General features: G+C 41.8%; 5 protein-coding genes. All 5 read right to left on the bottom strand.

Features of this window, described 5'->3' with window-relative positions:
• Positions 1 to 403: 403 nt before the first annotated feature.
• Positions 404 to 1315: a sugar phosphate nucleotidyltransferase gene (locus HMPREF9145_RS05045; RefSeq protein ID WP_021825273.1), complete on the bottom strand. Its 912-nt coding sequence runs from the start codon at positions 1313 to 1315 to the stop codon at positions 404 to 406.
• Positions 1316 to 1478: 163 nt separating this feature from the next.
• Positions 1479 to 3776 (bottom strand): translocation and assembly module lipoprotein TamL, encoded by a 2298-nt coding sequence (gene tamL, locus HMPREF9145_RS05040; protein WP_021825277.1) that lies wholly within the window; start codon positions 3774 to 3776, stop codon positions 1479 to 1481.
• The gene (locus HMPREF9145_RS05035; RefSeq protein WP_021825263.1) at positions 3763 to 8397 is read right to left on the bottom strand and encodes a translocation/assembly module TamB domain-containing protein; all 4635 of its coding nucleotides are present in this window, start codon (positions 8395 to 8397) and stop codon (positions 3763 to 3765) included. The genes tamL and HMPREF9145_RS05035 overlap by 14 nt, the downstream gene beginning before the upstream one ends.
• 593 nt (positions 8398 to 8990) lie before the next feature.
• Positions 8991 to 9656, bottom strand: a complete 666-nt coding sequence (locus HMPREF9145_RS05030; RefSeq protein WP_021825261.1) for an RluA family pseudouridine synthase — start codon at positions 9654 to 9656, stop codon at positions 8991 to 8993.
• Between the two features lie 49 nt (positions 9657 to 9705).
• Entirely contained in the window at positions 9706 to 10458 is a 753-nt protein-coding gene (fabG, locus tag HMPREF9145_RS05025) for a 3-oxoacyl-[acyl-carrier-protein] reductase (RefSeq protein WP_021825269.1), read from the bottom strand.
• Positions 10459 to 10478: the final 20 nt, after the last annotated feature.

The raw sequence follows: 10478 nt of genomic DNA, 5'->3' as shown, positions 1-10478 counted from the left end.
TTGAAAAGCCCTTTGTTTATGGGAGATACACCACGCCTCACGCGCGCGTAGGAGAAAAAATTTTAAAGTGTAGTTATTGGCGTGGCGCCTATGAGAGAGAGAGAGAGAGAGAGAGAGAGTAGCAAATTATTTGGAACTACCAAATTATTGGTGCAAAAAGTTGCAAAGAAATTCAAATTTCCTTGCATGCTTTCATTACCTTGATATGATATTGCTAATCTTTTCACGGCGACAAAGGTATAACAAAGTTTGGAAACAGCAAAATAATCTAAAAAGAAATATAAAAATGCGCACTCCTCTATGGAGAAATGCGCATAAATGGATATCATTAAATTGGTTGTTTTGCTCCGAATCATGCTTCGTTTGCATGTAAAATATGCTGGAGCATGATGCAGATAATCACTTAAAACAACTTGTTCGGATAAACGCCTTCATCGATTAGCTTTTGAATTCTGTCTACAACACCCTGGCGGTCTGCAGCATAAGTTACGCCAAACCACTTGCTCGTAGTGTCAAGAACCTTAACCGTAGCCGTTTTATCACCAATCAGTTTGTTCACCATCAATGGGATAAAGAACTCTGATTTCAGGTTTGTCATGTTCTTAGGATTGGCAAGGAACTCCTTGAAATAAGCCTCACTATAATCGAAATAGTCAGGAGTGAAGCCCCAAACATTCATGGAAACAGGAGTGTTATCGGCTACGGTTACCCACTGACCTTGCTCATCTTTATACTGAACTTCGCCGTTTCTACGTTCTATTTCGGTTCGTTCTACGACAGTAGTTAAGTTGTCTTCGGCATCCTTTGAACAGATTCCACGTGCTACAGTGCCGTTATCACTCAACGTGTTTCCTACGCGAAAACCTACCATTGCGTAGCGATTCTTGCTGTCTTCTGACAACGAATTAAGGAACTTTCCGACTACCATGAAGCAGTCACGGTTATAGAAATCATCACAATTTATGACGCAAAAAGGTTCCTTAATCACATCTTTTGCCATCAACACGGCATGGTTAGTACCCCATGGTTTCTCACGACCTTCAGGAACATTAAAACCTTCTGGGAGTGCATCTAAACTCTGAAAAACAAGTTCTGCAGGGATATGTCCCTCATACTTAGATAGGATTTTCTCCTTAAATTCAGCCTCAAAGTCTTTACGAATCACGAAGACTATCTTGCCAAATCCAGCCTGAATAGCGTCATATATGGAATAATCCATAATGGTTTCTCCATTAGGTCCTAAGCCATCGAGCTGTTTAAGACCTCCATAACGGCTACCCATTCCGGCGGCCAAAAGTAACAAAGTTGGTTTCATTTCTTTATGTTTTAAATGATTAATTAAATGTGTCGTAAGGATAACTCAATTATCATTATCCAACATTCTCTCCTTAAAAGGAAGGCTGTTGACGTCTACAAAGGTACAAATTAATCGCGAAACTGCGCAGAAAAGAATGACTTTTATTCTGTGAAATCTCTCCTTAGAATGGCATTCCAATAGCAAAATGCAGGCTATGACTGCTGCCAAAGTTTGGTAAATTGTAGAAACCTGACTTGTAAGGCAAGTGTAAACCAATGCCCCAATCAACACGAATGACAAAGAAATCTAAGTTATAACGCAGGCCGACTCCTGTTCCTAAAGCCATCTGTTGTGGCAGGTTTTTCAACTTAAGCTGACCGCCAGGATGATCTGATCTGTCATGAAGCATCCATACATTACCTGCATCAAGGAAGATTGCGCCATAGAGATTGCCAAACAATCTTGGTCGATATTCAAGATTAGCCAAGAACTTTACATCGCCCGTTTGGTCGAGATATGAAGACGTTGAGGCTGTAGGATAGTAGGCTCCGGGACCTATACTGCGCAGTGTAAAGGCTCTAATGCTGTTGGCACCTCCTATATAAAACTGTTCACTCCAGGGTGCAACGGTCGAGTTTCCATAAGCCCATATACAGCCAATATCAATGTGACCAACAAGTTGATTCTTACGTCCCATCTGCCAAATCTTACGGAATTCAGTCTCAATCTTAAAGTATTGAGCATACGGATTCTTAAACATCTTCTTGTCGTGCTTGCCCCATTTGAATCCTCCTATAACGTAACCGAGTGATAAAATATTAGCCGCCTCACTGACAGTTGTTTGCCACCATATAGGGTTTCGATAGTTCTTGGGACTTGAATAGATGTAGCTGTAACGCATTTTGGGGATGAACTGATCTTTCATCGACATCTTTAAATAAGGTGTTGTGTTGAGAAGTGCATCAAACTTTGCTGAATGTGACGACATATATTCATACTCCAAGATTAATGGAGCGAACTGATGCATTGAAGTTTCCGACGTTTGAAAGGTGTATGAAAGCTCACCCGATGCAATGTGACGCTTAAAGAATCCTGCACGGTTTATTACGCTTGTAGAAGCTTTAACCAAGGTTGTTGGTGAACTATAAAAGTGGTGTCGCGTCAAGAAAGGCATTAACATAACTGGGAATTCCAACGAAACATCACCACCATATTCATAGGAATGATTGTTATCCGACTTACCACTTGCAGAATGACCTGTTTGCCATTCATAAGAGCCTTTTAGGTTAATGTCAAGCTTTTCGCCGCCTTTGAAAGCATTACGCTTGGTGAATCCTATAACGATTCCCGGTCCCATGCGTCCACTTGTGCGTCCCGTGTAGTTGGTTTCTACATAGAAATCATAAGGCTTATCAAACAAACAATTCAACTTTAAGTCAAGTGTATCGCAATGTTCAGATGAATCTCGTGGTGTAAACTGGAAATCAACCATACTAAAAAGCCCATTCCCCGTAATCTTGTTTGACGATTCTATATACTTATCATAGCTGAAAAGTTCGTTTGGTCTAAGCTTTAAGTCACGGAGAATCACGCTGGGTCGTATCGGCGTACGCTTCCCTTTGAAGTGCACTGTGACTTTATGTGTTTGGATAGCGTTATTCAATGAGTCGAAGAACTGCCGTTGAAGACGCATATCAATGTTACCAATGTACCACTTATGTGAGGCACGTGAAGGCATCGAATCCGCCAACTGGAACTTCAACTGCACCTTACCAGGCACGAGAAGTGTATCTGCAAGATATGAAGCATAGTCTGGTTGATAGTAGTAATAACCATTATTTCGGAAAAGATTGCTCACGCGTTTGCGTTCTGCATCAAGGGCAGATACTTCGAAGGGATCACCTCTTTTAATCTTGGCATCAGCCATGTTAGCCCTCAACAGACTATCTGCCGAAGCGGGAAAATTGTCATAGGAGATGCTATCTAACGTGAAAAGATGTCCCATATCAACGACATATCCCAACTTAGCTTTCTTGGGATTGTGTTGTGTTATGGCTTGAAACGTGACGTTACCATGGAAATATCCGTGCGACTTTAATACCGATTCAGCGACAGAAGCACGTAGTTCTGGGTTAACCCAACTCATCAAAACAGGAGCTTTTCCGAATGATTTTGCAATCCACTTTCCTATGGGATTAGTCGCATCTGAGAATGCATTCCAAACCCAAAGTGCATAAGGAAACGGCGTACGATAATAGGAACTACCGAATAAAGCACCGTTTGGAGCACAGGCCAAAGCAGCCTCAACTTCGTCTCGAGTGGCATAGAAGTGGTCGTTAATGGTATCGTTTTCATACTTTATCTTCGTCAATCCAACGTACAACTGATCACCATCGGGAACCTTCTTTGTCGTTGAACAAGCTGATAAAATCAGTAAACTTGCAACGCAAACAAGATATAACAGGTTAATTCTTTTCATCACTTTCAGGTTTAGTTTGAGTCTCTACAGGCGACTTTTTGGGTATTATGGGCAGCTCAGTCTTAGCCTCTTTAAATCTAAAGAGGTCTCGGAAGTGGAGCACTTTGCGTCTCCAAATAAAACCAGCTCCATATTGTCCCATGTCACCATCAAGCCAATCATAGCTATCTCTGTCGTAGAACACGCGCAGATATTTAGATGCCGCATCGTTCAATCGATACTCTAAAGAGACATTACTGAAGAAAGTTTCATTCTGATTCAAAGCATCTTGTCCTGTCGAAAGCTTTCCGCCGACAATGATTCTTAATCGGTTGTTCCATAAACGCTTAGCAAACTTAAATGAATAGTCGGTATGTTGGTTGCCACTTCCGTCCATTGTATTATCTACTCCGAAGCTTAAGTCAAGCGTACGGAGGGCATTTCCTGCGATGCCATTTATCTGACTTTGTAGGAAAGCGCTTAGCGCGGAGTTCATAGAAAAGGCATTTGTGTTCCCATCGGTTAAGTACATGCCCGTTGTTAACATTGTAACAGCAACCTTTCCACGTGCTTCTTTTCCCATTGTATTCAGCTGGTTTTCGACTTCCATGTCTTCAGGCGCATCAATAATAAACTCAAGTCCCATGTCGTTGAGTGTCTTACTAATCTTCACTCCGCAATCAAACTCAACACTACGCCCTGCACTTCCATTTGAAGATACAGTTGCTTTATTCTTCTCTGTCGCAGTGATGTTGAGCTTAGGATTCATCGGATCGCCGTTAAATTCTATGTAACTACCATCTTGAATCGTAAAGGTCTTTTGCGGAATCACTGGTAAGGAGTACTTCATCTCACCGTTACTGAGCGTGTAACGCCCTGTCAAACGGAGATTATCTACCGTATTATATTGCATGCGTAGGTCTCCGCCACCCATCAAATCAACATAGTTTGACTTGTCACTATTTAGTGCACAAAGGATATGTGCACTGCTACTAATGTTCATGGTGAGGTCCATGTTGAAGCCTGTCAAAGGAGGTCGTGTCACAACAAGCGTCTTCGCATCTTTGAAATCAGTAAATTTCACAAGCTCATCCAATTGATTATCTGTCGTAAGAGGAGAGTCTTTGAGGATATAAGTCATGTCAGTCGACCCAAGCACATCAAGCTTTCCACGCATCGAAAGATTATCGATCGGACCACTCATTTGCGCAAAGAAGTTAACAAAAGCCTTACCAAATGCCTCTGAACGAGTACTTTCTTCTGCATCAATAAGTAAGAAGTTAAGCGCTTGCATGCGTACATTCATGTTCATTCTATCAAGGTTTGAGAAGTCAAAGAAACCCGACATAATCAATGGACTATTGTTATGTGAGTACATCTGGAAGTTCTCAAAGAGCAACTTACTGTTTGTAATCGTCACGGGGTCATTGTCGAAACGCATCTCAATGCCATAGGGAATGCTCATTAAATAAGCAGAATCAAGATAAACTTCTCCATTGACATTGGGGTTCTTTAATGTACCTTTTAATGACAAACTCCCCTCTGCCGTTCCCTTAAAACCTATAAGTTGCTGTGGAATAAAACCATTGACAAGGCTTAAAGGCGTACGCTCAAGCGTAATCTTTGCATCAATATTTCCTTTACCTCCCGACCGATAACTCCCATTAATAAGTCCAATCTCATGACCATTCTGCGTCAACAAACCATCAACGACGTGCGAACCATCATGCTTTGGCATATAAACAAACTCGGTTCCAATATCTCCCATCGGACAATTCTGATAGATAAGACGATGTATTGTCATATCCGATGAAACCGAAAGTTCGTCTTTTGTCTGAATCAAGTGATAGTCGCCATCAAGTATTCCCGATATATTGGGCATATAAGGAACCACAGAAAGAATATCATGGAGTTGGAATTGGTGCAATGAAATCGTTACATCCTGCAAGGCATCTAAATTCCCATCATTCGTATAAACCTTCAAACCCATGCCATCAGAGGACCTTAACTCAACGTTTGCCGACACTCTTCGGTCATCACTGAGAAGCACATAGTTGCTGTCATTGACTGTAAAGTTCTTATAGCCCAAAATAGGATGCGCATCAGCCACACTGAAACGGATGCTTCGATGCTCTAATTCCGCCAGCAAAGCAACATCTACTCCAAGCTTATTATCTGCGTCATAGAGCTTTGTTCTCAGGTAAGAGCCACGCTCATTCAAGCGTCCATCTGCCACGGCATGAAACACATACTGCGGGTTTTCCTTATTATTGATGACCTGAGCTTGGTAATTAAACTCATCATGATCAGACCGAATGCGGAACTTAACAGTATCCAACTGCATGCTATCTGCAATGAGTGAATCTATCTGTAGATTGCCATTGAGTCCTAAAACGGGTGAAGAGTACATGTCAACATTGGCTCTTGCAAACTGATATCCATAGCGATTAAGCATGTGAACAAAGAAGTTATCCTTACCACTTCTTAGGAATAAGCGCACATTGGGCAGCCGCTTGCGCAACATCACCTGATTAATCTTGCGGTTTTTCAACTGACGTTGTAACTCTTTCATAAAGTGTTGACTCTCCGAAAGCAATCGATCATAATACCCATGCCCCTCTAAATGTAGCTGAAAATCACCACAATTAACCACAGTATGGGTGGAATCACGACGTGTAGCAACATCAAGAGTGATGTCACCAGCATGGTACACCTTATTTTTATCATCGATAACAAGATTTCCTATGAAGCCTGTCAAACGATGAGTATACTTAAAATCTGATGCGAAATCAAGGCGTGCTCTCAATGAACCGGCAAAAGGCGTATCCATCAAATGTAGTCCATAGAGGTCAGCATGAGAGAGATTGCAAGACACATTCCCCTTCAAATCACTCCGATTCAATAGTGCTTCTAACTCAATATCACCTTTAAGTAAAGGGTTTTTACTATGAATAACTGCCTTGGCCACCCCATGTGAGATGGTGGCATCAGCCGCTATATGATCAAGAAGATATTTATCGTAACGGAAATTCTGTATTTGTGCCTTCGCCGTTATATGTGTTCGAGGAGACTTTATATCTGTTCCCACGCCACGAACATTAATATTTCCAGTGAAAGCCGATAAGTTCATACGAGGCACAAAGTGCTGAATAGGGAAACGATGTGCCAGAACTTTTGCTTGATAAGCCATGCGTTGAGCATCAAAACTCCCATCAACTTTTACACTGCCTTGACCTTGTTGTACCACAAAACGTCCTTCATAGCGCTGCATTGTGAATCTAAAACGCCCGTCAACACCCATGTTATTGGGGATATTTACAGTCTGTCTGACACTCCGACTGAGCATCGCTGTAACCATATCTAAGCGTCCTGTCTTTGCATGGAGCACCATATCGCCACGCAATTGCTTTGGCGTTGTGAGATTCCAAAGCGTTCCTTTTCCACGCAAATGCAACACATTGGGCAGCGATATAGCCACATTCTTTAATTGAAGGTGTTGCAGATTGCCAAATACATTTCCGCGAATTGCAAGTCTGCGATTAGGCCAATGCAGACGCATCTCACGTGGAAGAGCCGACATAAACGGCATTAAGTCGGCCTTACCAAAGGCACCTTGCATTTGAAGTTCAAACACTCCAGGATGCACATCAAAGGCATTCAAATCGAGTTTTAACTTTGCCTGTAACTCCGAAGAAGGCGTTTTGAAATATAAATCAGGAAGTCTTAACTGCAAAGAGTCCATCGAAACCTTACCTTGTAAAGCGCTAACGTCGAGTCCACTCTGTTCCTTGAATGCGCATTTACGAAGTAACAACGACAAGTCCGAGCCCATATAGCGTAAAGAATCGACGCGCATCGTCACGTCAGACAACGCGATATGATTATAGTCTAAGCCTTTAACACGAGGCTTAAAATTATTATCATAGCGCAGAATTCCCTTCTCCCAATCGAATGTATTGACTTGATAGAGCCCCTTGAACAAATCGAAATAGCCCTTTTCTGCATAGGTTTTACCCATGTAAACCTGTACTTTCAGCGTGTCTCCTGGCATGTGAACAGTCACTGCCGAACGCTGAATTTGAAGCTTATCTACATTAATTTTCCAGAAGTTTTCAGTCTTTGCAGTATCCTTTTTCACGGTATCACTGAGTGCAACATCAAGCTGCGCATCGCGTAGATGAACACCATTGACCCTGAGTTTTTCGGCAGCTAAGTCTATGCCATGCGCCTTAACTTCAAGTCGACCCACATGACCTTTGACCCTCGCTTCATGGATAAAGTTAGACGTATTGACCTTCATGTCGTTCACGGCAAGTTCATTTATTTCGACCTTTTCATGCAAAAGCGGAAGCAACTGAACATCTGCCACAATCTTATGAACGTCAGCAATCGTATCTTTTACTTGCGGAAGAGAATCGTTTTGGCGTATAGCCTTTACGCCTTCTATGCCCAAGTTCAAAGGAAATTCAAGCTTAACACGATCAACGGAGATTTCCATTTTCATCTTCTTTGAGGCATACGACGCCACGTGTTGTACTGCCCAATTCTGAAAAGGAGGGAAGTAAAACAGCAAAGCCAATAGGCCAAAGAGTATGAATGGGGTGGCCACAATAGCTATGGCCCACTTAATCTTCTTCGTCATACACGTAGTTTCTCGTGCAATGGTAGTGTAATATTTCTACTGCGAAAATAAAACAAATTTACGAGATATGCAAATGTGCAAGACTAAATCTACAAATAAGCGTTAGAATATCAATAAAAATATGATTTCATCCACAAAAAATCGAGATACAAAACAAAATAAACCTCAACATTAAGGCGTTAGAAAGTTCTTTACTTCTGATGGAAAGCAGACGAAAAAACAAGCTGAACCAAGTTAAGACTTAGTAGTGATAACTTTTCAAAATGGCTTTACTCAAAAACTATTCGAGTAAGACAACAAAAACAAATGATGCATTTCACACGAAGATTTGCGTCATTTTATCAGATAAAACAAGTCTAATGGCAAAACCATTTGCCCCAAATCATTTCTCCTTTTCTTAGTGTTGAAACGGCGGTGTAATTAAGGATGAATCATCATAACATGAGAATTATTCAGAAACGCAAATTTTACCTGTCGTTAATGTCGAAGATTCCACACTTTTGAAATCAGCCAATCATAAACAAATGAAGCCGACAAAGGGAAATTTCTCTTTGTTTCCTACAACACGATTTTAATCTTTTTGTCTAAGGTTTTTATTCAAAACTATGCCATAAAGCATCGTCAGGAAGGGGCGAATCTAATGAAATCAGCGTTTTAGACACGGGGTGAACAAACTCCACATGACGCGAAAGCAGCGAGATACTGCCATCAGGATTACTGCGTTGTGCCCCATATTTGAGATCACCTTTTATCGGACAACCCATAGCAGCAAGTTGACTTCTAATCTGATGATGGCGACCTGTCATGAGGTTTACCTCCAAAAGGCTGTAATGTTCAGACCGACCTATGACACGATAACTAAGGATTGCTTTTTTAGAACGGGGCACTTCGTGGTCATAAACATAACTTTTGTTCTGCTTTTCGTTTCTTACCAACCAGTTGGTTAGTGTTGCTTCAGGTTGCGAAGGGTTGTTTTTGGTCAGTGCCCAATAGGTCTTATGCACCTCGCCTTCACGGAACATTTTGTTTAAACGCGTTAGTGCTTTCGAAGTCTTTGCAAACACAACAAGTCCTGAAACCGGTCGATCGAGCCGGTGAACCACACCAAGGAACACATTGCCGGGCTTCTGATACTTCTCTTTCAGATAGCGTTTCACAATGTCAGAAAGAGGTTCATCTCCCGTTTTATCGCCCTGAACAATCTCCCCACTGGCTTTATAAACGACGATTAAATGGTTATCTTCGTAAACAACTTGCATAAGATGATAAAAAAGCCCCTCCGAAATGGAGGGGTCATTAAGTATATTTTTACATGTTCATACCACCATCTACCTGGATTACCTGACCACAAACATAACTTGAAAGGTCAGAAGCCAAGAAGAGAGCTGTATTGGCTATGTCTTCAACTGTACCGCCACGGCGAAGTGGAATCTTGCTAATCCATTCCTTACGGATATTCTCTGGCAATGCCTGTGTCATGGCAGTGTCAATGAAACCCGGTGCAATGGCATTGGCACGAATGCCCTTTGGCCCCATCTCTTGACCTACACTCTTGGCAAGTGCAATCATTCCAGCCTTTGAAGCAGCATAGTTTGCCTGACCGGCATTACCATGTACACCTACAACTGAAGCCATATTAATGATAGAACCACCACGCTGACGCATCATCACTGGCACACATGCATGAATGAAATTAAACGCACTCTTGAGGTTTACGTTAATAACAGCGTCCCATTGTAACTCTGTCATGCGAAGCATAAGGCCGTCTTTAGTGATACCTGCGTTGTTAACAAGAATATCAACTGAACCAAACTCTTCCTTAACTAAATTCACAACCTCTTCAGACTGAGTGAAATCGGCGGCATTACTTGCATATCCTTTGGCCTTAACACCAAGGGCAGCAATCTCTCGTTCGGTAGCCAAACCACCATGCTCTTCGTCAATAACAAGGTCAGTAAATGCGATATTTGCTCCTTCTGAAGCAAATTTTAGAGCAATAGCTTTACCAATTCCACGTGCAGCTCCAGTGACAAGAGCTGTCTTTCCTGTTAATAATCCCATTTTCTTAATATTTAGAAGTA

It is taken from the genome of Segatella salivae F0493 (genome assembly GCF_000477535.1).
Lineage (GTDB): Bacteria > Bacteroidota > Bacteroidia > Bacteroidales > Bacteroidaceae > Prevotella > Prevotella salivae.
Note: the sequence above shows the minus strand (reverse complement) of the source record. Positions and strands in the feature narration are given on the sequence as shown.

What these genes read in the sequence shown, in the direction of transcription:
- HMPREF9145_RS05045 (WP_021825273.1), bottom strand. Translation starts at nt 1,315, where the DNA reads ATGAAACCAACTTTGTTACTTTTGGCCGCCGGAATGGGTAGCCGTTAT.
- tamL (WP_021825277.1), bottom strand. Translation starts at nt 3,776, where the DNA reads ATGAAAAGAATTAACCTGTTATATCTTGTTTGCGTTGCAAGTTTACTG.
- HMPREF9145_RS05035 (WP_021825263.1), bottom strand. Translation starts at nt 8,397, where the DNA reads ATGACGAAGAAGATTAAGTGGGCCATAGCTATTGTGGCCACCCCATTC.
- HMPREF9145_RS05030 (WP_021825261.1), bottom strand. Translation starts at nt 9,656, where the DNA reads ATGCAAGTTGTTTACGAAGATAACCATTTAATCGTCGTTTATAAAGCC.
- fabG (WP_021825269.1), bottom strand. Translation starts at nt 10,458, where the DNA reads ATGGGATTATTAACAGGAAAGACAGCTCTTGTCACTGGAGCTGCACGT.